Origin of the sequence: Micromonospora cynarisoli, assembly GCF_030518815.1 — a bacterium.
GTDB classification, from domain to species: domain Bacteria; phylum Actinomycetota; class Actinomycetes; order Mycobacteriales; family Micromonosporaceae; genus Micromonospora; species Micromonospora wenchangensis.
Genome location: NZ_CP130426.1, coordinates 4,383,102 through 4,409,220 on the forward strand (window position 1 = coordinate 4,383,102; position 26,119 = coordinate 4,409,220).

The window sequence follows — 26,119 nt, forward strand, 5'->3', positions numbered from 1 at the left end:
ACCTGCGCATGATCTCCAGCACCGGCGGCACCGGCCGCCCGTCCCGCTCCCGAGCCGCCCGGCTGACCGTCCGGTTGGCGGTGCTCGCCACCACCGTGGCGCTGGGCGCCGTCGGCGTCGCGGTCTCCGCCACCCCGTCCAGCGCCGCCGCCTGCACCGGCTACGTCGGTCTCACCTTCGACGACGGTCCGACCGGCAGCACCGGCGCGCTGCTGAACGTGCTGCGCGCCAACAACGTCCGGGCGACCATGTTCAACGTCGGGCAGAACGTCCAGGGCAACCCGTCCGCCGCCCGGGCCCAGGTCGACGCCGGCATGTGGATCGGCAACCACAGCTGGAACCACGCGCACATGACCTCGATGGGTCAGAGCCAGATGCAGTCCGACCTCTCCCAGACCAACTCGGCGATCCAGTCGGCGACCGGCGTACGGCCGCAACTGTTCCGGCCGCCCTACGGCGAGACCAACTCGACCCTCCAGTCGGTCGCCTCGTCACTCGGCATGCGCCAGGTGATCTGGGACGTCGACTCCCAGGACTGGAACGGTGCCAGCGTCAGCCAGATCGTCTCCAACGCCGGCCGCCTCCAGGACGGCCAGGTGATCCTGATGCACGACGGCATCCAGAACACCCGCGACGCGATCCCGCAGATCGTGGCCAACCTGAACAGCCGTGGCCTCTGCCCGGGCATGATCTCGCCGAGCACCGGCCGGGCGGTGGCCCCGGACGGCACCCCGCCGACCGGCACCCCGACCACCCCGCCCACCGGCACCCCGACCACTCCGCCGGCCGGCGGCGGGTGCACCGCGACGGCGACGTACCCCAACGTGTGGGGCGACAGGTACAACACCTCGGTGACGGTCCAGGGCGGCGGCAACTGGACGGTGGTGGTGGCGCTGACCGCGCCGCAGCGGGTCAACACCACCTGGAACGGCACCCCCAGCTGGGACAGTTCCGGTTACGTGATGACGGTGCGGTCCAACGGCAGCGGCAACACCTTCGGCTTCACCACGATGATGAACGGCAACAGCAGCGCCAGGCCGCAGATCCGTTCCTGCACCACGGGCTGACCGACGGGCGGCTGGCGGGTCACCGGGGCCGCCCGGCCCCTCGGTCCACCCCGACCATCGGCTCTCCCCGGACGCCTCCGTGGCGTCCGGGGAGAGCCGCCGCGTCACCACGCGTCGAGTCGGGCTCCGAAACTATCGGGCCCCCTGCCCGAAACTACCGGTTGAAAACCCCGGGATTACCTGCCAACCTGAATTCCATCGATGACCGTGAACGTTAACAGCGTGCTACGGACCACCCACCACCAGGAGGTACCGACAGTGCGAGGACACGCACCGCACTCCCCGCCACCGGAGCAGCCCCACCCCGCCCGGGTCTCCCCCCGCCGGCGGGGAAGGCTGGTCACGCTCGCCGCAGCCGGGATCGCCGCAGCCGTCGTCGGCCTGTTCACCATGACGGTGGCGACCGGGACGGCGTCGGCCGCCGACAACCCGTACCAGCGGGGTCCTGACCCCACCCGGAGCAGCGTCGCATCCGTCAACGGCCCGTTCGCCAACACCTCGGTCGCCGTCCCGACCGGGTACGGCTTCAACGGCGGCCGGATCTACTACCCGACTGACACCAGCCAGGGCACCTTCGGCGCGATCGCCATCTCACCCGGCTACACCGCGCTGTTCTCCGTCGAGCTGGCCTGGATGGGGCCGTGGCTGGCCTCGCACGGCTTCGTCGTGATCGGCATCGAGACCAACAGCCGCAACGACTTCGACACCGCCCGGGGCACCCAGTTGCTCGCCGCGCTGGACTACCTGGTCCAGCAGAGCCCGGTGCGGGACCGGATCGACCCCAACCGGCTGGCCGTCTCCGGTCACTCGATGGGTGGCGGCGGGGCGCTGAGCGCGGCACTGCGCCGCCCGGCGTTGAAGGCGGCGGTCGGCATCGCGCCGTACTCGCCGTCGTCGAACCTCGCCAACGACCGGGTGCCCACGATGGTCTTCGCCGGGCAGGCGGACACGGTGGTCACCCCGTCCTACGCCACCGGCCTCTACAACAGCCTCCCGACCACGACGGAGAGCGCCTACCTGGAGGTCGCGGGGGCCGACCACGGGTTCATGGTCGGCCGGTCGAACCCGGTGCTGATCCGGACCATGCTGCCGTTCCTCAAGATGTTCGTCGACAACGACGCCCGGTACAGCCAGTTCCTCTGCCCGCTGGCGGACAACAACGGCGTGGTCAGCTACCGCAGCACCTGCCCGCTGCTGCCGTCGACGCCGACCACCCCGCCGCCGACGCCGTCGGACACCCCGCCCCCGACCCCGTCCCAGACGCCGACCGGCTCGCCCACCGGCAACCCGCCCGGCGCCGCCAGCCTGATCGTCGGCGCGCAGTCCAACAGGTGCCTCGACGTGCCCAACGCCTCCCGCGCCAACGGCACCCGGGTGCAGCTCTGGGACTGCAACCGGCAGGCCAACCAGTCGTGGACGTACACCTCGAACAAGCAACTCCGGGTGTACGGCGACATGTGCCTGGACGCGGCCGGCTCCGGCAACGGCGCGGCGGTCCAGATCTACGGCTGCCACAGCCAGAGCAACCAGCAGTGGAACGTCAACGCCAACGGCACCATCAGCAGCGCGCAGTCCGGGCGGTGCCTGGACGTCTGGAGCACCGCCAACGGGGCGCAGGTCCAGCTCTACGACTGTCACGGTCAGACCAACCAGCGGTTCACCCTGACGCCGCTGACCTGACGGTCCGACCGGCCCCGGCCGGGTGACCGATCACCGTGCCGGTGTCTCCCGTACGGGGGGAGGCACCGGCACGCCCCGGTCGGCGTACGTCCCGTTGGCGGTTTCTGCTCGGATTCGGCCGTTCGCTCTGCTGATCCTGGTTGCCGGGACAATCCGTGTCCGGTTTGCGAGGCTTATTGGGTGCGGAGGGATGATCCCGCGCCACACCCGACGGCCGGGGGTCGGCGTCTGGTGGCCCGTGACCCTGGGGCCATCGGCGATGTGAGCTGGGTCGAACTCTTCGTCGATCTGCTCTTCGTGTTCGCGTTCCTGGCCGTCACCACGCTGATGGCCGAGCACTTCTCCGTCCTCGGGCTGGTCCAGGGCGTGCTCGTGATCCTGCTCATCTGGCACTGCTGGACCCCGTGCGTCTGGCTCGGCAACATGGTGCACCTCGACCGGGGGGTGATGCCGCCGGTCATGCTCGTCATCGCCACCGCCCTGCTGGTGATCGGCGTCGCGATCCCCGAGGCGTTCACCGACCGGCAGGGTGGGCTGCCCGGTCCCCTGGTGCTGGTCTGCGGCTATCTGCTGATCCGCGCGGTGGCCATGATCGTCCTCACGATCGTCCGCCGCAGGGAGGGCGGCGCCGACCGGCGTATTGCGGTCGCCGCGTGGTTGATCTTCGCCGCCGGCGGGCTGGTGCTGCTCGCCTCCGCCCTGGTACCGCCTCTGCTGCCGGCGACCGTCGACGCCGCACTGGTCCAGGTGGCGCTGTTCGCGGGCGCCCTCATGATCGACTCTCTGATGATCGTGGTGGTCGGCAGGGGCGGCTGGCGGGTCGTCTCGCCGTGGCACCTGGCCGAACGGCACGCCCTGATCGTGCTGATCGCCCTCGGCGAGACGATCATCTCGATCGGGGCCAGCGAAGGGCTCGGGGTGGACCGCCCGGTGAGCGCCCAACTGGCAGTCGGGGCCGTGTTGGGCATCACCGTGGTCTTCGCGCTGTGGTGGAGCTACTTCGACCTGGCCAAGGTGATCATCGAACGGGCGCTGCGGGCCAGCTTCGGGAAGGACCGCACCAGGGGCGGACGCGACGTCTACAGCGGGCTGCACCTGCCCATGATCGGTGGGCTGATCTTCTTCGCGCTGGGGCTCAAGTACCTCAACACGCACGCCACCCCGAGGAGCACCCATCCGTGGCCGTCGGCCGGCATCGCCGTCCTGTACGGCGGCGTGCTGCTCTACCTGGGGGCGCTCGTCGCGGTGGAGTGGCGGTCGGTCCGGCTGCTGGGCCGGGGTCCGCTGGTGGGGGTGGCACTGCTGGCGGTGCTGCTGACGGTGGTCGGTCGGATCTCCGAGGTGCAGGCGCTGGTGGTGCTGGTCCTCGCCGTCTGCACGATGGTGGCGCTGGACAACACCCTCTTCCGGCGACGACACCGGCAGCTCCACGAGTCGGTCGAGGCGGAGAGCATCCACGTCGGGACGGTCGATCCCCGGGAACTCTTCGTCGACCTCGTCTTCGTGTACGCCTTCATCGAGGTCACCGCAGTGATGAACCGCTTCCCGACCCTGCTCGGCCTGGCCCAGGGTCTGATCCTGCTGGCGCTGCTCTGGTGGGCCTGGACGTCGTACACCTGGCTCGCCAACGCCGTCCGGCACGACAGCACGGTGGTACGGCTGAGCACGGCGGGCATCATGACGGCGGTGCTGCTGATCGGGCTGGCGATCCCGCAGGCCTTCGTACCCCTGCCCGACAGCCTGCCCGGCCCGCTGCTGGTCATCGGGTGTTACATCGCCATCCAGCTCATGCAGGCGTTGATCTTCCGGCAGGTCGTCCGGGAGAACTCCGACCTGCACGGCGCCCGCAACCGGTTCCTCGCCACCGGGGCGACCATCGCCATCCTGCTGGCGATCGCCGTCGTCGAGCTGACCGCTCCCGAACCGGTGACCCGGCACCCCGCCATGACGCTGCTCTGGGTGGCCGCGCTGGTCGTGCAGTACGTCACCGGTTACTGGGCCGGTGGGCGGCTGTGGCGGATCAGGCTGGTCCGGCACTGGGCCGACCGGCACGCCCTGGTCATCCTGATCGCCTTCGGTGAGGCGGTCCTCTCCGTCGGTGTCGCGATCGACGACGAACCGATCGCCGCGCCCACGTTGGTCGTCGTCGTCGCGTCAGTGGTCGCCCTCGGCACCATCTGGTGGAGTTACTTCACCGGCATCGACGCGGCCCGGATCGCGCTCGCGGCCTACGAGGGAGACCGCAGGGTCCGCGCCGCGCGGGACGCGTACACCTATCTACACCTGCCGATGGTGGCCGGAATCGTCCTGGTCGCCTACGGCCTGCACCAGACCCTGGCCGCGTCCCAGGACCGTGACAGTGCCCTGCTGGGTCACTACACGCTGTTCCTCGGCGTGGCGTTGTACCTGTTCAGCAACCAGATGTTCTGGCTGCGGATCTTCCGGACCGTCAGCCCCCACCGGCTCGTCGGCGCGGGCATGGTCACCGTCCTGGCACCGGTGACCGTCGCGCTGCCGTCCGTCGTATCACTGGTGCTGCTGACCGTCCTCGGCGTCGTCTTCGCCGTCGTCGAGGCGGTGCAGGCAGGTGACCCACGGACCCGCCGGCCCGCCCGGACGTGATCCGGGGCCGCCGGTCCGCCGGTGCGGGGCTCAGCCGAGCGTGCAGGGGCCGCCGTTCAGCCCGAAGCTGGTCGGCGGCGCGTTGCTGGCGTTCCAGCTGCCCTGGATGCCGAAGCTCACCGAGCCGTTCGCCGCGAGGACGCGGTTCCAGTCGACGTCGCGGGCCGTCACCGTGGCCCCGCTCTGGCTGGTCGTCGCGTTCCACGCGGAGGTGATCCGCTGGTCCCCCCGGAAGCTGAAGGTGAGCGTCCAGCCCTCCACCGGCGTGGTCGCGGTGTTCCGGACCGTCACCACGGTGACGAACCCGCCCTGCCACTCGGACTGGTTCTGGTAGGTCACCCGGCAGGTGGGCGGTGGCGGCATCGGCGTCGTTGACGGGGTGGGCGTCGTCGGCGCGAAGACCGTGTTGGAGGCGATCGAGACGTTGCCGGCCGCGTCCCGGGCCCGCACGTAGAACTGGTGACGCAGCGGCGTCGACGGCGGCGGTGGCGGTGGGAGCGCGATCGTGTACGTCGTCGTGGGCACGGTGGCGACCAGGAACGAGCTGTACCAGCCGTCGAAGCGGTAGACGTCGTAGCCGCTCACTCCGACGTCGTCGGTCGACGGCGACCAGGAGAGCGTGGCGGTCGAGTCGGTCCCGTCGCCGAGGGTCAGCTTCTGCGGCGCGCTCGGCGGGGTGGTGTCCGGGCCGGTGTCGGTGACCGGGGTGACCACGGTCGCCGGCTCCGACGCCAGGGAGCGGTGCCCGACGACGTCCCGGGCGGAGACCCGGAACGAGTACTGCCGGCCAACGCTGATGTAGTTGCTGATCGTGGTGGTGGTGGTGACGTTGCCGACGCTTGCCGACATGACGACGTCGTCGAAGGGGCTGTGGTAGGTGATGTCGTAGCCGGCGATGGCGCAGCAGCCGGGGGTCGCGGCCGTCCAGGTGAGGGTGACGGAACCCGTACGGACCTGGCCGGCGGTGACGTTCGTGGGCACGCCCGGCGGGAAGGGTGAGGTGTCCGGGGTGCCCGGCGGGGTGGTGGGTGCCGTGGTCGGCGGCGGCGTCGCGGCCGCGCGGCAAGACATCGATGCCTGTCAACGACTGGCACCATCCGGTGCACGGTTCCGGCCGGGTCACCCCCCGCGACGGGCGTCGCGGACCGCCACCGCCGGATAGACGGACGGTGTTACCTTGAGGCCGTCCACTGACGACGGTTGGGGGTGCGCATGGCGGAGACTGCCGGGCGGGTGCTGCCGGTCTACCTGGTGGCGGACGAGTCCGTCTCCATGACTCCGGTGGTGGGCGAGCTGAACGCCGGGCTCCAGTCGCTGCACGACGCCCTGCTGCGCGAGCCCCTCGCGGCGGCCAAGGTCAGGTTTTCGATCATCGGCTTCTCCGAGGACGTGATCGTCCACTCGGCCCTGTCCGACCTGCGCAACGAGACGGCACTGCCGCAGCTGTCGGTACGCGCCGGGACCGCCTACGGCGTCGCGTTCAGTCTGCTGGTCGACCGGATCCCGGCCGACGTGCGGGCGCTCAAGCGGGAGGGCTTCGCCGTGCACCGACCGGCGGTGTTCTTCCTCAGCGACGGGCAGCCGACCGACCCGGGCCAGTGGGAGCCGGTCTACGCCGAGTTGACCGACCGGGAGCGCACCCCGACCGCGCCGAATATCATCGCGTGCGGCATCGGTGAGGCACGGGCCGAGACGATCCTGCACGTGGCGACCCGGCCGGAGTTCGCGTTCGTGGCCACGCCGGGGGTGGAGGTGGGGTTCGCGATCGCCGAGTTCTGCACCGCCCTGACCCGCAGCGTCATCAGGTCGGGGCAGGCCGTCGGGGGTGACACCGCAGAGCTGGTCGTGGAGCGGCCGGACAGCTTCCGGATGGCCGTGGACGTGGTGTGAGCTTCGACTGGACGCCGCCGCTGGTCGGGGTACCGGGCCCGCAGTCGCCGGCCCGCGCCCCGCAGACGCAGCCGTACCGGCCGGACACCGTGGCCGACGGCTGGGCGTCGACCGGTTTCGAGGTACGGGCCGCCTCGGTGCGCGGACCCGGCCACCGGGCGTCCGGCGTACCCCGGCAGGACGACTTCGCGCTGGCCACGGCGGCCGGTTCGGTGATCGCGGTGGTGGCCGACGGGGTCTCCAACGCCCCGCTGTCCCACCTCGGCGCGACCCTGGTGTGCCGGACGGTCGTCGACTACCTGCTGCGCGCCGACGACACCGTCGACTGGCACGACCTGCTGCGCTGCGCGGGCTGGGCGCTCGTCGAGTACGCCGGGCGGCAACTGGGCGAGACCGATCCGCAGCGGGCCGAGACGCTGCTGGCCAGCACGGTGGTGGTCGCCCTGGTCCGGCCGGACGGCCCCGGACGGGCGGTCGCCCACCTGGTCCGGGTCGGCGACTCGACCGCCTGGCGGCTGCGCGACGGCACCTGGGAGCCGCTGTTCACCGACCCGGCCGATCCACGGGGCGAACTGCTCCCGGACGGCGTCGCCGCCCTGCCCCGGGTGCCCACCGAGGTCGACCCGGTGGCGGTGACGCTCGTCGGGGACGACGTGCTGGTGCTGGCCACCGACGGCTTCGCCGAGCCGCTCGGCCACGGCACCGGGGACCTCGGGCGGCTGTTCGGCGACGCGCTGACCACGCCTCCCGCGATGACCCGGCTCGCCTGGATGCTCGACTTCACCGGCGGCTCGTGGGACGACGACCGCACCGTGCTGGCCGTCTGGCCGGTGCCGCCCGAGCCGTCATGACCGGTCCGCTGCCGCCCGAGGTGAGCCTGTCCGCCCTCGGCCCGCGTACCCGGATCGGCACCGGCGGCCAGGGCACCGTCTACGCCCTCACCGAGGACCCCCGGTGGGTCTACAAGGAGTACGCGACCCGGTTCGTCGACGACGTCGACGTCACCACGTTGAACCGCTTCGTCCGGCTCGCCGCCGGGGCCGGACCGGATGCGGAGACGCTGCTCGGTCTCGCCGCCTGGCCCACCGCGATCGTCCGCAAGGAGGGCGTGGTCCGGGGGTTCCTGATGCCACGGGTACCCGACCGGTTCCGGGTCCGCATCCAACTGCCACGCGGGCCGGACACCGTCCTGGCCCAGGTGCAGTACCTGTTGAACAGCGACGACTACCTGCTCGACCGTGGGCTGCACATCGACGACCGGATGCGTCTGGAACTGCTGCGGGACACCGGCGAGGCGTTGACCCTGCTGCACCGGCTCGGCGTCTGCGTCGGCGACCTGTCACCGAACAACCTGCTGTTCAGCCTCGACTCCCGGCCCCGGTGCTACTTCATCGACTGCGACGCGATGCGACTGGACGGCGACTCGGTGCTGGCGCAGACCGAGACCCCCGAATGGCACGTACCGGACGCGGACGCCGAGGAACTGGCCACGCCCGCCACCGACGCGTACAAGTTCGGGCTGCTCGCGGTCCGCCTGTTCGCCGGTGACCAGCAGACCCGTGACCCGGACGCGGCCCGCCGGCGGCTCGACCGGCACCTGGTCACCCTCGCCGGCCGGAGCCTGGACCCCGCTCCGCACCTCCGGCCCGCCCCGCAGCAGTGGTCGGACGCCCTGGAGCGGAGCATCCGCCGTACCCCGCCGACGCCACCGCCGCGCCGGGCGGCTCCCCCGACCGGCCCGGAGCCGACCCGCCCGGACGCCGTCCGTCCGGACCCGGTACGCCTCGTCGTCCCCGCCCCTGCGGTGGCCGGGTCCCGACGGACCGGCCGGGGTTGGGGCCTGCTCGCCGCGGCGCTGGCCGCGATCGCGGTGCTGGCCGGCCTGATCAGCGCCAACGACGACTCCCCGGGCACGCCCTACCGGGCCGGGTCCGGCCTGCCGACGGGACTGGTCCGGCAGCCGTCCTATCCCCCGTTGCCGACGGGGATCCCGGGTCTGACCCGGCCCACCGGCGGCCCGGCCGGGGTGAGCGGATATCCCGGCCTGCCCCTGCCGACCCGGCTCGACCTGGAGAAGCTCCTTCCGCTGGCCAGGCCCTGTCTTTTCAGCGACGTCCAGGTGGGGCGTGGCCTGAACCGGACGTCCGCCCGGACGAAGTCCTCGGTCGTGGCCGTGCGCGGCTTCCTGTGCGGGATCAACAGCGACGCACCACGCCTGGACGACCGGAGCAGGACCCAACTCGCCCGGGCGGCCACCCTCACGAAGAACGGCCCGTTCCCCGTGGCGACGATCATCGGCATCCGCACCGCGACCGACGGCAGCCCTCAGGTCAACGTGGTGTTCGACCCGGACGGTGCCGGCTCGTCGGCAGGCTGCTGGCGCTCCCGGCTGTCGCTCGTCACCGACGACGACGGGTACCACGTCGGCTCGATCTCCGCACCGGCCCGGTCGTACTGCCCGTGACCGCTGGCGCCCTTGTGCAGCAGGTCGTTGACGGCGGCAACTGTCGACGGCGGCAGCGGACGCCCCGGCTCGACCGGGAAACCCAGCTCGGCGACCAGGCCACGGTGCCGCAGGTCGACGGTCGCCTCCACGATGTCGGCGAACAGGCCGGCCGCCGACCGGCCCCGCCACCAGGAGACGGCACCCAGGGTCACGCCGAGCACCGCCGCCGGCCACCACCACGGGGTCAGCGCGAGGTGGAGCACCGCCCAGCCGGCCGAGGCGACAGCCCGGTCGAGCCGGTCGCGCGCCTGCATCACGTCGGTGCGCCCCTCGGGGGTGAGCAGCAGCCACAGGCGCGGCCAGATCAGACCCAGCCGGAGCCCGTACTGCGCGGCCACCCGGTCGTCGGCGAGCCGGATCCGGTCGCCGATCCAGGTCGGTCGGGCCGGCAGGTACACCGCCGGAACCACCCGCCCCCGCGCGGTGAGCCGGCGTACGGCGGCGGCACGCCGACGGGCGGTCAGCACGGTCGACAGCCGGCCGGCCGGGCCGGCCCAGGAACCCAGCCAGACGTGGCGGACGGCCCGGCCGGCCGCCTGGGCGCAGGCGGCGGCCGCCGCGGCGGCCGCGACGACGAGTGCCCCGACCACCAGGGCCAGGCCGACCCGGTCCCGCAGGTGGTCGACCGCGTCGGCTGCGGCGAGCGCCGCCCCGGGCACGTCGAAGACGGCACCGCGCCCCGGCAGCACGGCGAAGGCGGCCACCGCGAGCCACAGCAGGGCCGGGCCGAGCGCCCGGGTCAGCCAGCGGTCGTTGATCCGCCGCCCGACCTCGCCCAGCAGCGCCTCGATCACGGCTCGGACCGGTACGTCATCGCCGTGTCGGCGAGCGCGCAGTGCGGCACCCGGCCCCGGTCGTCGCGGTGGGCCCGGCGCGAGCAGCGGTGCGCCGGGCAGCGGTAGTCGCCGTCGAGCACCACCGGCGCGAGACCCTCCAGCCGGGCGCCCCCGGCGTGGTCCGCCGGGCCGACGCCGACGCTGCGCTCGGTCTCGGCCCCGGTCGTCCAGCCGAGCTGCCGGCAGACCTCCTCAACCGGCCTGCCGGCGGCCAGTTCGTCGAGGAGTTCGTCGAGCAGGTCGCTCCACGCCCCCGCCTCCGCACGTTTCCGCAGGGTCGGCACGGCGGCGCACAACGCGGCCAGCAGACGGCGTTGCTCCATGTACGACACTCCCGTCGGTTGACGCCCGAGCTGCCGTCGAATCTACTGAATCGGTGCCATCGCCGGAGCGGTCCATCGATGCGGTGGACCCGCTCATCGTCGCCTACAACGACAGTGGCGACGAGTCGCTGCTGGTCCGGGCCGAGAGCGTGGCGCGGGAGGTGCTCGCGGCGGACCCGTCCCGGGTGGACGTGCTCGCCGCGCTCTCCACCGTCCTGATGTTGCGGGGCCGCACCTCGGACCCGAAGCAGCTCGACGCGGCCGTGGCCGCCGCCGGGAGGGCGACGGCGCTGACCCCGCCCGACGATCCGTGGTGGCCGTACGTCAACGCCCAGCTCGCCCTGGTCGTCGGCTTCCGGTTCGAACAGCGGCGCGAGGTGGCGGACCTGTCCACGGCGAAGCGGCACGCGGACGTCGCGGTGGCCGCCGTCGACGGGAACGATCCCGTCCGGATCGACGTGCTGATCCGCTGCGTGAACGTGTACCGGCTCAGTTTCGAGCGGTTCGGCCAGCTCGCGGACATCGACACGGCCGTGCGCCTCAGCCGGGAGGTCCACCGCTCGACCGATCCCGACCACGTGCTCACCGCCCACCAGTTGCTGGCGCTCTGCCTGGTCATGCGGTTCGCCCGGACCGGCAGCCCGGGTGACATCGACGAGGCGATCGAGCACTGCCGCAGCGGTCTGGCCACCATGCCCGCGCGGCACGTCGACCGGGCCGCCCTCAACGGCGTGCTGGTGATCGCGCTGGTGCAACGCTGGGTGAGTCTGGACGGCGACGACGACGCCGACCTGCACGAGGCGGTCCGGGTCAGCCGGCAGGTCGTCGCCGACCTGCCGAGCATCGGCACGGTCCGCGCGCAACTGCTGGCCACCCACGGCGCCCTGCTGGTCATGCAGGGCCTCAGCAGCAACTCGCCGGCGCACCTGGACGAGGCGATCCGCAGTTCCCGGGAGGCCGTCGACGCGCCGACGGCCGGCACCCAACGGGCCGGCCACCTGGTCAGTCTGGCCCACTCGCTGCTCATCCGGGCCCGGATGAGCAGCGATCCGGCCGGGGTCAGCGACGCCGTCGACACCGGCATGGCCGCCCTGGCCGGATTCTCGCCGGGCCATCCGGACCGGGCGCGGGCCCTCAACGTGCTCGGCACGGCCCTGCGGATCCGCTACCTGATCGATCACGATCCGGCCGACCTCGACGCCGCGGTCGGCATGTGGCGGTCGTCGTCGGCGTCCCGGGCGGGTGCCGTCGAGATCCGGATGACCGCGGCCCGCACCTGGGCGCAGACCGCCGCCGAGGCCGGTGACGCGGAGTTGGCCCTGGAGGCGTACGGCACCGCCGTGGGTCTGCTGCCGCTGCTCGCGTGGCGGGGCCTGGACCGTCCGGTGCAGGAGAAGCGGCTGGCCACGGTGTCCGGGCTGGCCGGTGACGCGGCGGCCTGGGCCCTCGCCGCCGGGCAGCCGCACCGCGCGGTGGAGCTGCTGGAGCAGGGCCGTCAGGTGCTCTGGTCGCAGGCCCTGCAGACCCGCAGCGACCTGTCCGCGCTGGCCGCGGTCGCACCCGCGCTCGCCGACGAACTCGACCGGACACGCCGGGAGCTGGACGGCACCGGGGCGTCCCCGGTCGTCGAGCTGCCGACCCGTCCCGGCTGGGAGATGGGCCGCGACCTGCTGACCACCGCGCTGGGCGGACCGCACCGTGCCGAGACCGAGGACGCCGGTCACCGCCGCCGGTTGGCGGAACGCTGGGAGCAGCTCGCGGCCGAGGCCCGCCGCCGGCCGGGCTTCGAGAACTTCCTGCACCCGCCGTCGTTCGCCGCCCTCCAACCGGCCACCACGGGCGGGGCGGCGGTGCTGGTCAACACGTCGCGCTGGCGCAGCGACGCGATCATCGTCACCACCGACGGGGTACGCGCCGTGCCGCTGCCGTGGCTGTCCCACGACACGGCGCAGCGTCGGGCCGTGGCGTTCCTGGAGGTGCAGCGGGCGGTGGAGGAGGGCGGCGGGCCGGTCGAACGGGCCGCGCTGCACCAGACGCTGGTGTCCCTGCAACGGTGGCTCTGGGACACCGTCGGGGAGTCCGTCTGCGCGGCCCTCGACGACATCCTCGGTGCCGGGCCGGACCGGCGGCACCGGGTGTGGTGGTGCCCGACCGGGCCGTTGACGATGCTGCCGCTGCACGCCGCCGGCAGGTTCGGCGCGAGCGCCCCGCTCGCCGCGAGACGCCGGATCTCGGTCGCCGCCCGATGCGTGTCGTCGTACACCCCGAGCCTGTCGGCGCTGCTGCGCGCCCGCGCCACCCCCACGCCGGACGGAGCGCCGCAGGCGTTCGCGGTGGGGTTGGGCACCCTGCCCGGCCAGACGCCGCTGCCCGCGGTCAGCGACGAGCTGCGCGCGGTCAGCTCGCACGTGCCCGGCCTACGGGTGCTCTCCGGCCGCAGCGCCACCGTCGAGGGCGTGCTGACCGCGCTCGAACGGCACAGCTGGGCGCACTTCGCCTGCCACGGCGACCAGGACTTCAAGCGGCCCAGCGCCGCCGCCCTCCGCCTGGTCGACGGCAGGCTCAGCGTCCTGGACCTGGCCGGCCGCCTCGCCACCCGCAGCCGGTCGGCAGGCGGGTGCGACCTGGCCTACCTGTCCGCGTGCCGTACGGCAGCCGGTGGCCGGGACCTGCCCGACGAGGGCATCCATCTCACCGCGGCGTTGCAGATGGCCGGCTTCCGGCACGTCATCGGCAGCCAGTGGGCGGTCGCCGACCGGGTGGCGGCCCAGGTCGCCGACGACGTCTACGCCGGCCTGCGGACGGGGGGACGCCTGGACGCCGACGGTGCGGCCGTCGCGCTGGACCGGGCCATCGACCGGGTACGACGTGCGCACCCGGACCGCCCGGAGGTGTGGGCGGCGCTGATCCACACCGGTCCGTAGCACCAGGTGAGCTGCCGAACGGGGTCGGCCGACGGGTCCGCGGACGGAGCCGTGTCGACCACGAAAGCATGGGCTCCCGGGCACCGGGTACCCACCGGGCATGGGTAGCCAGAAGCACAACAAGCATGACAGCGGCGGCGAGTCGGCACGGGGCCGTCGGCACCCGGGCAGCGGGGCGCGGGGCCGGCAGGGGGCCACCGTGGAGCACTCGCCGGACCAGCGGCACGCGCGTACCGCAACCGGAGCGGCCGGAACCGAGCGCGACCACGGCCGGTCGAAGGCGGCCCAGGAGGGGCGGGTCAACCGCCAGGGTACGGCCTGACTCCTGCTCGCACGGCGCTACAGCATCTCCAGCGGTTGCGGGGCGGCCGGCGGCGGGAATGCCGTGTCGAGTGCCGCCACGTCCTCCTCGCTCAGTTGCAGGTCACGCGCTTCGGCGTTCTCCCGGGTGTGTTCGGGCCTGGACGACCGGGGGATGGCCGCGACGCTCTCCTGCCGCAACAGCCAGGCCAGTGCCACCTGCGCGGGCGTGGCCCCGTGCCGGGCGGCGGTCTCGGCGACCTGGGGATGGCCGAGCAGCCGGCCCTGCTCGATCGGCGAGTACGCCATCACCGGGATGCGGTGCGCGAGTTGCCACGGCAGCAGGTCGTACTCGGGACCGCGTCGGGTGAGGTTGTACAGGATCTGGTTGGTCGCGCAGTCGCCGCCGCCCGCCTCGACCAGATCCGCCATGTCGGAAACATCGAAGTTGCTCACGCCCCACTGCCCGATGTCGCCTGCGTCGACGAGTTCGGCGAACGCCCCGATCGTCTCCGCGAGTGGATTCGTGCCACGCCAGTGCAGCAGGTAGAGGTCGATGTGGTCGACGCCGAGTCGCTGCAGGCTGCGGCGGCAGGCTTGCAGGGTGCCCCGTCGGCTGGCGTTGGACGGGAGCACCTTGTCGACCAGAAAGACGTCGGAGCGTCGTCCGACGATTGCCTCGCCGACGAGTTCCTCGGCGGCACCGTCACCGTACATCTCGGCAGTGTCGATCATGGTCATGCCCAGGTCGAGCCCGGCGCGTAGGGCGGCGATCTCGTCCTGCCGCCTCGCGGGGCGTTCACCCAGGTACCAGGTTCCCTGGCCGAGGACGGGCATGGTCTGCCCGGACGGTAGCTCGATCGCGTCGGCAGCGGGGGTCATGTCGTGACCTTTCCGGGCGCTGGGTACCAGTGGGTTGCCTGCGTTACCCGCTGCGAGCGGCAACACACCTGGTCGCGGACCGAATCCGGCGCAGGCCCGCACGCCGCGCTGCCGCCCCCGGGTGACGTTCGCTGGTCTGTTCGCAGGTGGCGGCACCGGGACGGCCCCGGCCAACCGCTGTCGGGTGGACCGGGCCAGCTGGGCCTGGGCCCTGCGGCGGCGGGCTGTCGCGCGACAGGGGACCACCGTGCAGAAATGCGTCGATGAGCGGGTTGAGGTGGTTTCGAAGGGGTATTCCCGGCTCCTACGGGTCGCGCCCCGAACGTCGTGAACCGGAATGATCGTTCCGGGGTGTGACCGGATGCGGAGGCTACCCGTGACCCGACTGGCGGTCCGAGAGGCAGAGAAGGCCAGGCAGTACGAGGTGCAGCGGCGGGGACGCGGGCTCGGTTGGATGAGTCTGGGCCTGGGTGTGACACAGCTGGCGGCATCGGACACCGTGCGCCGGATCAGCGGCGTGGACGACTCCCCGAGATCCCGGGCGGTGGTGCAGCTGGTCGGGACGCGTGAACTGGTACACGCGGCCGGGCTCCTGACGAGCCGGCGAAAGGGAATCTGGGCGTGGACCCGGGTCGTGGGCGATGCGATGGACCTGGCCGCGCTCGGAATTGCCATCGCCCACCGCGACGGGCGACGCCGACGACGTCTCGTCGGTGTCACGGGCGTCATCGTCGGCATCACGGTGGTCGACCTGCTGACGGCCGCGCAGGCAACCCGCTCGAAGAAAACCGGCTCAGCGCGGGCGGCACAGGGCTCGCGCCAAGGAGGATCCATGGAGCTGACAGCCACGACGACCATCCGCAAACCCCCACGGGAGGTCTACGCGTTCTGGCGAAACCTCGACAACCTCCCGACGTTCATGGCCCACCTGGAGGAGGTCCGCGCCACCGGTGACCGGACGAGCCACTGGACCGCCAGCGCTCCGTTCGGCAAGAACGTCGAGTGGGACGCGGAGATCGTCGACGAGGTGGCCGGCGAGCGGATCGCCTGGCGGTCGACCGGCGACGCCGACGTGCCGAACTCTGGCACCGTCCGGTTCGTGCCCGCCCCCGACGGTCTCAGCAGCGAGGTACACGTCGTCGTGTCGTACGACATCCCTGGTGGTGCGGTCGGTAAGGCGGTGGCCAGGTACTTCGGCGAGGAGCCGCACCAGCAGCTCGACGACGACCTGCGCCGACTCAAGCAGGTGCTGGAGACCGGCCAGGTGGTCCGGTCCGAGGGCGCCCCGTGGGGCAAGCGGGCCCGCAAGGAGTTCCCGCAGCGTCCGGCGCAGCCGCCGTCGGATTCCGAGCTGGCGAAGGGGGCGGACGCGTGAGGGCGAACACCTGGGCGGGCCGCAACAAGGTCAAGGTCCGCGACGTACCGGACCCCAGGCTCCTGAACGAGCGCGATGCCATCGTACGGATCACTTCCACCGCGATCTGCGGCTCGGACCTGCATCTGGTTGACGGTTATGTGCCCACGATGCAGGACGGCGACGTCATGGGTCACGAGTTCATGGGTGAGGTGGTCGAGGTCGGCCGGGGCGTCGACGCCGCCCGGCTGCGCGTCGGGGACCGCGTCGTCGTTCCGTTCCCGATTGCCTGCGGCGCGTGCGGCGCCTGCGCCGCCGAGCTGTACTCCTGCTGCGAGAACTCCAACCCCAATGCCGGGATCGCGGAGAAGATGTTCGGCCACCCGGTCGCCGGGATCTTCGGCTACTCGCATCTGACCGGTGGCTTTGCCGGCGGTCAGGCACAGTACGCGCGGGTGCCGTTCGCCGACGTCGGTCCGCTGAAGATCGAGTCCGAGCTGAGCGACGAGCAGGTGCTGTTCCTCTCGGACATCCTGCCCACCGGCTACATGGGCGCCGAGATGTGTGACATCCAGCCCACCGACGTGGTGGCCGTGTGGGGCGCCGGCCCGGTCGGCCAGTTCGCCATGGACAGCGCCCGGATGCTCGGCGCCGCGAAGGTCATCGCCATCGACAAGGAGCCGTACCGGCTGCAGATGGCCGAACGGGCGGGCCACACGACGGTGAACTTCGAGGACGTGGACGTGCGGTCCCGGCTGCTGGAACTGACCGGTGGGCGGGGACCGGACAAGTGCATCGACGCGGTCGGCATGGAGGCCAGCCACGGTGCCGCGCACGTCCACGCCTACGACCGGGTCAAGCAGGCGGTCCGTTCGGAGACCGAGCGTCCGCACGCGCTGCGGCAGGCGATCATGTCGTGCCGCAGCGGTGGCATCGTGTCGGTGATCGGCGTGTACGGCGGCTTCCTCGACAAGTTCCCCGCCGGCGCCTGGATGAATCGGGCGCTGACCCTGCGTACCGGTCAATGCCACGTGCAGCGCTACATGAAGCCGCTGTTGCAGCGCATCGAGCGTGGCGAGATCGATCCGACCCGGGTCATCACCCACACCCTGTCGCTCGACGAGGCGGAACACGGCTTCGAGATCTTCAAGAACAAGCAGGACAACTGCGAGAAGGTCGTCCTCAAACCCTGACCACCGGCCGCATCCGGGTGCCACGGCGCGCGTCGTGGTACCCGGTCGCGCGTCTGCACCCAGCCGGGCCGGTACGCGCCCGTGCACGATCAGCCCATGGCGCTGCGGGAAACAGCCGACCGCCGATCCCGAATGCTTCTCAGCTGTTCACTGCTGTTGCAGTACCCGTGGGCCACGCAACAGGCCGGCGACGCCACGGATGCTGTAGGTGCTCATGAAGTCGTAGACGTCGAGCGCTTCGCCGAACTCGTCCTCGATTTTCGAGAGGATCTCGACCGCCACCATCGAGTCGCCGCCGAGGTCCAGGAAGTCGTCGTGCACGCCGGCCCACCTCAGGTTCATGGCACCACCCCAGATCGACAGGAGTCGCTCCTCGATATGGTCGACCGGTCCTTCGAACAGGGTGCACGTACCCGCGATCACGGCGGACCGGACGCTCTCGACGTCGAGCGCGTCACCGGCGAGCGGCATGGCGTCGACAAGCAACACACCGTCCAGTCCGCAGTCCGCGCCGAGCTGGTCCCACACGTAGCTGCGAAGCTCCGGCCCGCTCACGTACTGGGAGAACCTGACCACGCCGATCGTGACGTCCCGATCGTCGTGGCGTATCGCCGTCACCCGAGCGTCACGCACGGCCGAATGCCCCCGCAGGGTGGATGCGAGCTCTGCCAAGCCAACCATCAACCGCTCCTTCAGTAACGGCGGCAGTCCGAGCCGTCGGCACGGATCGATAACAGTCGCCAATGTGTCACGGAAGCCGGGGTGGCCGTAGAGACGGATCGGCAGAAATTCCGGAAGGGGCCGACCGCCGTTGCTACTTCCCGCCCGCTCTTGCCGACCCCTCCCGAACGTGACCACAATTCACGCCGACGGGTGGCGAATCGGTGGCCGATCGCTATTCGACGTCACATTGTCGTCGGCCCAGGGGGTTGTGCACGATGAACGAGATCAGCCACGCACAGTCATCGCTCGTCGAGGAGGACGTGCCGAGCACCGCAACGGAGCGGACCATCGCCGAGGTGTGGACCGAGGTACTGAACCTCGACGAGGTCGGACGGCACGACAACTTCTTCGACCTCGGAGGTCATTCGGTGCTGGCGACGCAGGCCGTGGCCAGGTTGTGCGTCGCTCTGGGCCGGCAACTGCCGGAACGGGCGCTGTTCGACTGGCCGACCGTCGCGACCCTGGCCTCGGCGCTGCCCGACTATCCCGTCTCCGACCGGGACAGCCGCATCACGCGCAGGTGAGCGGCCGGCCGGGTGGGGCGTCGGGGTCGACGGAGGGCTGTCCCACGCCTCGAACGGCACGCCTACCCGAGTCGGTCGCGGGCCGGCTCGTCCAGATCGTGCCGCCAGTCGGTGATCGCGGCGAGCGACGACGCCCGGCCAGGACCGCAGACCGCGAGCAGACCCGGCAGCGGATGCCGCGTGCCACCCGGATCGCGGGTGTCGGGACCGCCGAGGGGCCCGCATCAGCCCCGCGCACCCGCTCTCGTGACCGCAGGTGGTGTGATGTGTGCCGGCGGCGGACGGCGCGGTGATCGGCGGGCGGGGTCCTCGGGGCGTCGTGACGCGTAGGGAACCCCACGATCGCCGACGCGATCTCCCCCGATCCGCACCCAGGCGGACAAAACGATCATGCCGGAACCTCACGACATCGATTGACAGCAAAGCATTCGATGTAGAATGACGAGCTTTTGCCCGCATGCCACAGCAATAATGGTATTTATGTGTGGACGCGCCATTACCTGACGAACCAGGACCATGGCCCGACACGCGGGCCCGATGCCCCACTCAGGTCCACGCGCTTGCCACCCGAACGACGGCCAAGCAAAATGGGATTGACGTTCATCGTTCAAAAGATCCCGTATGCTACCAACATGGTACGAATCGAGTTCCGGGTTCTTGGAACATTGGAAGCCGTGGTCGATGGTTCCTCCGTGCCGATAACCTCACCGCGACAGCGTATAGTGCTGGCCAATTTGCTGATGGCCGCCAACCATGTCGTGACCGTCGAGAAGCTGATCGGTGCCGTGTGGGACGCTTCCCCGCCGCCCAGCGCGCGTGGTCAGATCCAGATCTGCATCTCCGCGCTGCGCCGGGCTCTCGGCAGCCCGGAGATCATCGACACCAACCCGCTCGGGTACTCCATCCGGGTGGCCCGCCAGCAGCTCGACCACCTCGTGTTCGACGACGCCCTCGCCCGGGGTCGGTCCGCCGCGGCCAAGGGACAGTTGGACGAGGCCCTGGCACACCTGGACCGTGCGATCGACATCTGGTCCGGCCCGGCGTTGGGCGGAGTGCCCGGCCGGGCCGCGGAGGCCGCCTCCCACCGGCTGGAGGAGCGACGGATCATGGCGCTGGAGGACCGCGCCGAGATCCGTCTGCGCCTGGGCGGTCACCGCGAGCTGGTCGAGGAACTGGTCGCGTTGACCACGGAGCACCCTCTGCGGGAACGCCTGTGGGGGTTCCGGATGCTCGCCCTCTACCGTTCGGGACGACAGGCCGAAGCGCTGGCGACGTACCGCACGGCCCGCACCAACCTCGTGGGCGAACTGGGCATCGAACCGAGCCAGTACCTGCGCACCCTGGAACGCGCGATCCTCAGCCAGGACAGCAGCATCAGCGGCGAGGTGGACGACGGCGGCGCGGGGAGCGCCACGAGCGTGCACCGGCCGCAGGAGTTGCCCGCCGACCTGCCGGACTTCGTCGGCCATGCCGCGCTGATCGACGCGCTGACCGCCACCCTGACCAGCGAGGACACCACACAGGTGCCGATCGCGGTCACCACCGGCGCACCGGGCTGCGGCAAGACCTCGCTGGCCCTGCACGTCGCCCACCTGTTGCGCGCCAGGTTCGTCGACGGCAGCCTCTACGCCTGCCTGTACGGCAGCACCGCCCAGCCACGGTCGACCGACGCGGTGCTCAGCGACCTCCTGCACGGACTCGGCGTCGCTCCGGCGGCGATCCCGGTCGCGCTCGGGCAGCGGATCAACCTGCTCCGCAGCCAGCTGGCGGCCCGACGGCTGCTGATCGTGCTTGACGATGTCGGCAGCGAGGAGCAGATCGCCGACCTGCTCCCCGGCGTGCCCGGCCCGGCAGTGTTGATCACCAGTCGCCGCAGGCTCGCCGGCATCCCGGGTGCCCGCGCCGTCGATGTCGACATGATGTCGGCCGACGAGAGCCTGACCCTGCTCGGTCGGATCTGCGGGGAGCAGCGGGTCGCCGCGGCACCCGACGCCGCAGCGGAGCTGACCCGGATGTGCGGCGGCCTGCCCCTGGCCGTACGGATCGCCGCGGTGCGACTGGCCGCGCACCCGCACTGGGCGGTGGGCACGCTGGTGGACCGGCTACGCGACGAGCGGTTCCGGCTGGACGAGCTCTCGCACGGCGATGTCGCGGTCCGGTCGCTGCTCGCTGACGTGCACGAGTCACTCACCGCTCCGGCGCAGACGCTGTTCTGGCTCCTCAGCGCCCTGGAGATACACGAGTTCAGCGCGTGGACCGCGGCGGCCCTGCTGGACTGCGAAACGAGACGGGCGACGGCACTGCTCGACGAGCTGGCGGACGTCCGGCTGCTGGAGGCCCACCTCTCCGCGCTCACCGGTCAACCCCGCTACCGGTTCCACGAGCTGGTACGGGTGTTCGCGACCGAGCACCGGCTGACGCAGGGCGACCCGAAGGCGTGCACGGAGGCGGTCACGCGGTCGATGGGCGCCCTGCTCGCCCTGGCCGAGGAGGCTCATCAACGGATCAGCGGGGGACGCTTCGCGATGCTGCGCGGGGCGGCGCCCCGATGGGCGGGCGCACGTGCCGAGTTCGACAGGTTCCTGGGCGATCCGACGGCCTGGTTCGACGAGGAGCGCATCACGCTGGAGGTGGCGATCCGCCAGGCGGCGGAGCTGGAGTTGGACGAGCTGTGCTGGGAGTTGGCCATCGTGTCGGTCACCATGTACGAGAGACGCGGCCTGTTCGCCGAGTGGCGTACGACGCACACCGTCGCGCTGGAGGCCACCGGCAGGGCCGGTAACCGCCGGGGCGAAGCCGCCCTGCTGGCGTCGCTCGGTTCGCTGGGCGTCGCCCAGCACGCCGAGGACGACGGCGAGAACCTGCTGCACGCCATGGAGCTGTTCGAGGCGGCGGGCGACGAGGCCGGCTCGGCCCTGACGCTGCGCAACCTTGCCCACCTCGACCGGATCCAGGGGCGGCCCGCCATGGCGGTGCTGCGTTACGAGCAGGCCCTGGAGAAGTTCCGGAAGGTGGACGACCTCGGCGCACAGGCCCACGTCCTGAGCGGGCTGGCGCGCTGCCACCTGGATCTCGGTTCCCCGGCACGGGCCGAGACGCTGGCGAAGGAGTCACTCGCCCTGGGCGAACAGCTCGGTAACCGACGCCTTCAGGCACAGGCGCTGTACCGGCTCGGTGAGGTCTTCGCCGACTCCGGCCAGTCCTCGACTGCCAAGGCCGTGTTCCAGTCGGCGCTGGATCTGGCCCGGGCGCAGGACGACCGTGTCGGCCAGTCCTACGCCCTCAACGGCCTCGGCACGGCCATGTTGGAGCAGAACGAGTTCACCGCGGCCGAGATCCATTTCAGTGAGACGATCGAACTCTGCCGGGTGACGCACGAGCGGAACGTGCACGCGCACGCCCTGTTCGGGCTCGGCCGGGTGTACCTGGGCCGGGGTGAGTTCGACACCGCGGAACAGTTCTTCGTGCAGGCCGCGAACGCGTTCGCCATGCAGGAGAACGCCCCGTGGCACTCGCGTTCCATCGAGGAGCTGGGCGCGTTGCGGCAGGCTGCCGGCAGGCTACCTGCGCGGGGTGGCAACGAGCCGACCGCGGGGAGGTGAGAACCGGGCCCGCGGGCTCAGCCGCGTTGGCCGGCGAGCCGCCAACGTTCGAGCTTCCCGGCGGACGAGCGTGGTACCTGGTCGACGAACGTCACCCGGGTCGGCACCTTGTAGTTGACCAGACCGGCCCGGCAGTGCGCCATGAGTTCACCGCTACTGACCGAGGTTCCCGGCCTGCGGACGACGTAGGCGCCGACGGTGGAACCGAGCACCTGCTCCTCGGCCGCCACCACCACGGCGTCCAGCACTGCGGGGTGCTCCAGCAACTGGGCCTCGACCTCGTTGGGATAGACCTTCTCGCCGCCCACGTTGATCACGTCGTGCCGCCGGGGGGCGAGGAACAGGTAGCCGTCCTCGTCGAGCCAACCGAAGTCGCCGACGCTGGCGAAACCGTCGGTCGTCGTCTCCAGCAGCTGGCTGCCCAGGTAGGCGTCTCCTCTGGAGACCCGGCCGGCGCGCATGAACACCTTGCCGGTCTGTCCCGGGCCGAGCCGGTTCCCGACGTCGTCCCTGATGCTGATCTTCGTGAAGAAGCCGCGACCCACCGTCCCGGGCCGCTGTAGCCACTCGTCTCCGCGCACCAGGGTGCCGCCGATGTTCTCGGTCGAGCTGTACACCTCGTACACATGCTGTGGCCCCACCAGCTCGATCCACCGCTGCTTGGTGAACGAGTCGCACGACGCGGCGGTGTGCATCACCGTGCGTACGCTGGCGAAGGACGCCGGGTCGGGCTCAAGGAGCAGCAGGATGGTGCGCATGTGCGCCGGGGTGAGCTGGATCCACTCCACCGCGTGGCGCTCGACCAGCTCCACCGTCCAGGCCGGCAGGAAGTACGGCGGCAGAACCGTGGTGTTGCCGTCGAGGAGCCCGTCCAGCAGCGTGGTGAACGGGGCCGCATGGTGCAGGGGGCCGAGGATCAGTTGCCGCTGACCGGACCGCCAGCCGGCGCGGCGGCGCAACGGCAACGGCACCTGGTGCGGATCGTAGGTGAGCGGCCCGGGGCGGATCGCGATCTTCGGGTGGCCGGAACTGCCGCCGGTGGGCAGCAGATAGCCGATCCGGCTGGCCGGCGACGCCGGCGACCACCCCGGCCGATCCGCGTCGGCGTCGGCGTCGGCGTCGGCGTCGGCGTCGGCGTCGATGAGCCGAGCCCGGCCGTACGTCCGGTGGATGAAGGTGAGGAGCTTGTCCCGCTCGGGTCCGGGCGAGGCCGGGTTCAGCGGCAGCAGCGGCAGCTCCGCAGAGAGGACGGCCACGATGTCGACCACCGTCTGGATCGTGTTGTTCGCCTCCACCGCGACCACTCCCGGGCCGGTCCGCCGGGCGGCGGCGGCCACGAGTGCGTCCGCCCGCCGGCCGCTGCGCTCGGCCAGTTCCCGCCACGTCAGTACCTGCTCGACGGAGTTCTCGTCGAAACCGACGATCGCGGGCCGGTCGCTGGACGTCGCCGCGATATCGGTGATCCGCTGGCGGATCGATACGCTCATTCGGGCCTCCCACGATCGAGTGCGTCGTCATCCACCCGGCGGTCGGTGACCGGCCGGACCGGCGTGCCGGCCGGAACGCGGGTCCACACGGCGGACCTCGCGCCGCACACCTGATGGACGCCTGACGATGATGTCCGGTGGTGCCCGGCAGCCGCAGGGAACAACAGGCAGAACAACGCACACGATCCGACCCGTGAGTCGCTGCCGGTCCTTCCCTACTGCGCGGCGAGGACCGCTCAATAATCTGGCGTACATGGTCTTACCAGGGCACGTCGACAGTGCCGCGTCGGACAGTCGAACGACGCCGACCCGCCAGGCGACCCGTACCCGTGGTCGTCTGCGCCGGGGGCGGTCGGTGGGCCTGGTCCCACGGCCATCGGTGACCGTGCGGTTCAGCGGGACGCGATCGGCCGAGGGGCCGCTCAACATCGGCCAGTACAACATCCTGCAGTGGCTGCGCGGCGAGTCGGAGCAGTTCTTCGCGGCCGTCGCGGGGGAACTCGACGTTCCGGCCGCAGCCGTGGTCGAGGATGTCGCCGGGGCACTCGCGGTCCTGATCGGACGACACGAGGGACTCCGAACGACGTACGTGGACGGCGACGCACCACGGCAGTTCGTGCACGCCACCGGTGACCTCGTCGTGGAGGTCTACGCGATCGAGGCCGCAGACCCGCAACGCGTCGACCGGGCCAGCCTGTCCCGGGACCTCACCCGGCGGCTGCGTGCCGCAGGCGCCTACCGCGTCGGTGAGCTGCCGGTCCGGGCCGCCCTCGCGGTGCTGCCGGGTGACGCGTCCACCGGCTCCGCCCCGGTGGTGCAGGCCGCGGTGCTCGGTTGCTCTCACCTCGCCGTCGACTACCAGGCGATGGAGATCGTCAAGCGGGAGTTCGCGGACCTGATCCGTGGCCGCACCGCACCCCCGACGGGCGGGCCTCCGATCCAGCCGTTGGACCTGGTCGCCCTCGAACGCACACCGAAGGCACTGCGGCACGAGGAGTCGGTGCTGGGCTACTGGGGCGACCGGTTGTCCCGCATGCCGCAGTGCCTGTACCCGGTCCCACGGCGCACCGCAGGCGACGGGCCGGCCCGGCGGGGCGCGACCGGCTCCGGATCGGTGGCCGTCGAGCTGACCTCCACCGCGGCGGGGATGGCGTTGCGGGCGGTGACGGCGCGCACCAGGACGAGCCGCGCCAGCGTCGTGCTGGCGGCGATCGGCGCGGTGCTCTCGCACCGGACCGGTGCCCGGGACCTCGTACTCCCCACCCTGTCCGCCAACCGCTTCGAGCCGCACCTCAAGCACCACGTCGGCAGCCTCGCGCAGCTCGCGTTGATCACACTCACCATCGGTGACACCACCTTCGACCGGCTGGTCCGGCAGGCGTGGGCGGCGGTGGTCGCGGCGAGCAGGCACGGCCGCTACGACGTGGACAGGCAGCGTGCCGTCGCGGCCCGGGTCGAACACGAGCGGGGCATCGTGTTCGACTGCGAACCGCTGTTCAACAACCTCGTCATCGAGTCGGGTCCGGCGACCGGCAGGGCCACGGCACCGCTTCCCACGCGTGGTGAACTGGAGGCCGCGCGGGGCGCGACGCAGATCCGGCGGCAACCGATGCCGGTCGGGACCACGCTGATCCGGTTCGATCTCTATGGGACCGACGGGGTGCTGCGTCTGGGCTGTTGGAGCAGCGACACCCACCGCATCTGCGACGACGAGGCCGAATCGCTGCTCCTGGCGGTCGAGAACCTGCTGATCGCGGCGGCATCCGGTGACCTCGACGCCGGGGGGGTCCGCGGCTCGATCCCGCTCGACCCGGTGGAGCGGGGCCCCGGCTGGCTGTTCGTGGACGGCTGCTGGGTCGAGGTGACCGAGGTGCAACGGTTGCTCGACGACGCGCTGGCGTCCACCGGCGCCAGGGTCTTCACCGCCGTGCGCGGCGTGCCGTTGACCGCTCGGCTGGCCCGGACCGGGACCGTACGCACACCCGGACAGGCCCATGCCGCCTGCATGGCGGCGCTGAGGGCGTATCCGACGGCGATGGCACCACAGCACTACGTCATCTGCGAGCGCATCCCGGATGACCCCGACGACCCCGCCGCGTGGACCGACGTGTATTGCCAGGGATCCGGCCGAGAGGGAGTCGACAGTTGACCACCAGCAAGCTCACATCCGCACGCCTCGTTCCCACCCCGACAGCCGACGAGTCGG

The 26,119-nt window shown here is 71.6% G+C and carries 18 protein-coding genes; 13 read left to right on the forward strand and 5 right to left on the reverse strand.

The window, feature by feature from the left end; all coding sequences use genetic code 11:
• Positions 1-8: 8 nt before the first annotated feature.
• The 3 genes from Q2K16_RS18815 (at position 9) to Q2K16_RS18825 (ending at position 5,369) form a co-directional block, all read left to right on the forward strand.
• Positions 9-1,067, forward strand: coding sequence for a polysaccharide deacetylase family protein (locus Q2K16_RS18815; RefSeq protein WP_302738887.1), 1,059 nt, complete (start codon positions 9-11; stop codon positions 1,065-1,067).
• A gap of 201 nt (positions 1,068-1,268) precedes the next feature.
• Positions 1,269-2,747: a poly(ethylene terephthalate) hydrolase family protein gene (locus tag Q2K16_RS18820; protein ID WP_302738888.1), complete on the forward strand. Its 1,479-nt coding sequence runs from the start codon at positions 1,269-1,271 to the stop codon at positions 2,745-2,747.
• Positions 2,748-2,978: 231 nt separating this feature from the next.
• Positions 2,979-5,369 carry a low temperature requirement protein A gene (locus tag Q2K16_RS18825; protein WP_302738889.1) on the forward strand — a complete coding sequence of 797 codons (2,391 nt, stop codon included), beginning with the start codon at positions 2,979-2,981 and terminating at the stop codon, positions 5,367-5,369.
• Between the two features lie 30 nt (positions 5,370-5,399).
• On the opposite strand, the gene Q2K16_RS18830 is transcribed toward Q2K16_RS18825, so the two are convergent.
• Complete coding sequence (locus Q2K16_RS18830; protein ID WP_302738891.1) at positions 5,400-6,440, reverse strand: cellulose binding domain-containing protein; 1,041 nt, start codon at positions 6,438-6,440, stop codon at positions 5,400-5,402.
• Positions 6,441-6,581: 141 nt separating this feature from the next.
• Between Q2K16_RS18830 and Q2K16_RS18835 the strand changes: the two genes are divergently transcribed.
• From Q2K16_RS18835 to Q2K16_RS18845, 3 genes are read left to right on the forward strand one after another with little or no spacing between them, the layout of a single operon-like run.
• Positions 6,582-7,259: a vWA domain-containing protein gene (locus tag Q2K16_RS18835; protein ID WP_302738893.1), complete on the forward strand. Its 678-nt coding sequence runs from the start codon at positions 6,582-6,584 to the stop codon at positions 7,257-7,259.
• Positions 7,256-8,110, forward strand: coding sequence for a protein phosphatase 2C domain-containing protein (locus Q2K16_RS18840; protein ID WP_302738895.1), 855 nt, complete (start codon positions 7,256-7,258; stop codon positions 8,108-8,110). The genes Q2K16_RS18835 and Q2K16_RS18840 overlap by 4 nt, the downstream gene beginning before the upstream one ends.
• The gene (locus tag Q2K16_RS18845) at positions 8,107-9,723 is read left to right on the forward strand and encodes a protein kinase family protein (protein ID WP_302738896.1); all 1,617 of its coding nucleotides are present in this window, start codon (positions 8,107-8,109) and stop codon (positions 9,721-9,723) included. Before Q2K16_RS18840 ends, Q2K16_RS18845 begins: the two co-directional genes overlap by 4 nt.
• A gap of 832 nt (positions 9,724-10,555) precedes the next feature.
• On the opposite strand, the gene Q2K16_RS18850 is transcribed toward Q2K16_RS18845, so the two are convergent.
• Positions 10,556-10,924: a hypothetical protein gene (locus Q2K16_RS18850; RefSeq protein ID WP_302738897.1), complete on the reverse strand. Its 369-nt coding sequence runs from the start codon at positions 10,922-10,924 to the stop codon at positions 10,556-10,558.
• Between the two features lie 53 nt (positions 10,925-10,977).
• Here Q2K16_RS18850 and Q2K16_RS18855 point away from each other — a divergent pair, with 53 nt between their 5' ends.
• Entirely contained in the window at positions 10,978-13,848 is a 2,871-nt protein-coding gene (locus Q2K16_RS18855; protein ID WP_302738899.1) for a CHAT domain-containing protein, read from the forward strand.
• A 100-nt stretch (positions 13,849-13,948) separates the two neighbouring features.
• On the forward strand, positions 13,949-14,170 hold the full coding sequence (locus Q2K16_RS18860) for a hypothetical protein (protein WP_302738901.1): 222 nt from the start codon (positions 13,949-13,951) through the stop codon (positions 14,168-14,170).
• Positions 14,171-14,187: 17 nt separating this feature from the next.
• Here Q2K16_RS18860 and Q2K16_RS18865 read toward each other — a convergent pair whose 3' ends face one another.
• Positions 14,188-15,030 carry an aldo/keto reductase gene (locus Q2K16_RS18865; RefSeq protein WP_302738903.1) on the reverse strand — a complete coding sequence of 281 codons (843 nt, stop codon included), beginning with the start codon at positions 15,028-15,030 and terminating at the stop codon, positions 14,188-14,190.
• Between the two features lie 832 nt (positions 15,031-15,862).
• Between Q2K16_RS18865 and Q2K16_RS18870 the strand changes: the two genes are divergently transcribed.
• Positions 15,863-16,405, forward strand: a complete 543-nt coding sequence (locus Q2K16_RS18870; RefSeq protein ID WP_302738905.1) for an SRPBCC family protein — start codon at positions 15,863-15,865, stop codon at positions 16,403-16,405.
• Positions 16,402-17,577: a zinc-dependent alcohol dehydrogenase gene (locus Q2K16_RS18875; RefSeq protein WP_302738907.1), complete on the forward strand. Its 1,176-nt coding sequence runs from the start codon at positions 16,402-16,404 to the stop codon at positions 17,575-17,577. Before Q2K16_RS18870 ends, Q2K16_RS18875 begins: the two co-directional genes overlap by 4 nt.
• 147 nt (positions 17,578-17,724) lie before the next feature.
• Here Q2K16_RS18875 and Q2K16_RS18880 read toward each other — a convergent pair whose 3' ends face one another.
• Complete coding sequence (locus Q2K16_RS18880; protein ID WP_302738909.1) at positions 17,725-18,258, reverse strand: phosphopantetheine-binding protein; 534 nt, start codon at positions 18,256-18,258, stop codon at positions 17,725-17,727.
• 257 nt (positions 18,259-18,515) lie between these two features.
• Here Q2K16_RS18880 and Q2K16_RS18885 point away from each other — a divergent pair, with 257 nt between their 5' ends.
• The gene (locus Q2K16_RS18885) at positions 18,516-18,824 is read left to right on the forward strand and encodes a phosphopantetheine-binding protein (RefSeq protein ID WP_302738910.1); all 309 of its coding nucleotides are present in this window, start codon (positions 18,516-18,518) and stop codon (positions 18,822-18,824) included.
• 740 nt (positions 18,825-19,564) lie between these two features.
• Complete coding sequence (locus Q2K16_RS18890; protein WP_302738912.1) at positions 19,565-22,426, forward strand: AfsR/SARP family transcriptional regulator; 2,862 nt, start codon at positions 19,565-19,567, stop codon at positions 22,424-22,426.
• A gap of 17 nt (positions 22,427-22,443) precedes the next feature.
• On the opposite strand, the gene Q2K16_RS18895 is transcribed toward Q2K16_RS18890, so the two are convergent.
• Positions 22,444-23,913: an AMP-binding protein gene (locus Q2K16_RS18895; RefSeq protein WP_302738914.1), complete on the reverse strand. Its 1,470-nt coding sequence runs from the start codon at positions 23,911-23,913 to the stop codon at positions 22,444-22,446.
• A gap of 379 nt (positions 23,914-24,292) precedes the next feature.
• On the opposite strand from Q2K16_RS18895, the gene Q2K16_RS18900 reads away from it, so the two are divergent.
• Positions 24,293-26,062 (forward strand): condensation domain-containing protein, encoded by a 1,770-nt coding sequence (locus Q2K16_RS18900; RefSeq protein WP_302738915.1) that lies wholly within the window; start codon positions 24,293-24,295, stop codon positions 26,060-26,062.
• Positions 26,063-26,119 lie beyond the last annotated feature (57 nt).